Below are 840 nucleotides of genomic sequence, written 5' to 3' on the forward strand. Positions count from 1 at the left end.
TGCTTACTGGGTTGTAGTAGTTAACAACTTGGGCAGCAGTATTTTCGATATCTGCACCGCCAGGAACATCGTTCTTAACAGTTGCTGGAATATCAAACTTGTAGTAACGTCCAAATTCGAACTTAGTAGTATCGATAATTTGAGTATTTTCTGCGTCGCCAAGTGACTTAGTGAAGCCATCTTTAAGTGTTGCAGTCATCACACCATTTTCAACTTTAATGTCAAATTTATCTGTGACATCAGCTCCAGTTACTGAATCGTAAGCTTTGATTGCTGAACCATCTACATCAACCTTAGTTTCATCGAAGTCATCAGTGATTCCTACAGTTTGAACGTTGTCTTTGTTAGCTGCGTCGAATTTAGTTGTATCCAACCATACTTGATAGTAGATTTTTTCGCCGCGTTTAACTGACTTAGTATTGATGTTTTCTGCTTCGTTGTTACCATCTTTGTCAGCGTATGGGTTCGCATTTGTGTCTGCGTACTTGTCAGCCAATTCTGAGTCATCATCGAGAAGCTTGTTATCTGTGATAGAGAATTTAGCTGTATTCAATACATATTTCTCTGGTTGGAACTTAGGTTCTTCTGGTGGAGTCACACGGTTGTTAAATTCTTTATCCGCAATGTCGCCTACAGTCGCGATAAGAACTTTAGCTGTTCCATCGTGTTTAACTGTGACTGTTACATTCGCTTTCATTGTATCGTATGTAACGGTTGCATCTGAGCCTTTAACTTCTTCTACTGTGTAGTTGTGTACGCCTTCTTGGCCTTTCTTGAACTCAAGTTTAGAGAACTTAACGTTACCTGATGCATCGTTGCTTACAGTTTCAAGAGTCTTAC

At 39.6% G+C, this 840-nt stretch carries 1 protein-coding gene; it reads right to left on the reverse strand.

The annotated features are described in order from the left end of the window. On the reverse strand, positions 1–840 hold an 840-nt coding region (locus tag HMPREF2637_RS00155; RefSeq protein ID WP_305367100.1), incomplete at both ends, for an SspB-related isopeptide-forming adhesin.

This window comes from Streptococcus sp. HMSC065H07 (assembly GCF_001837325.1).
In the GTDB taxonomy this organism is placed as follows: domain Bacteria; phylum Bacillota; class Bacilli; order Lactobacillales; family Streptococcaceae; genus Streptococcus; species Streptococcus salivarius_H.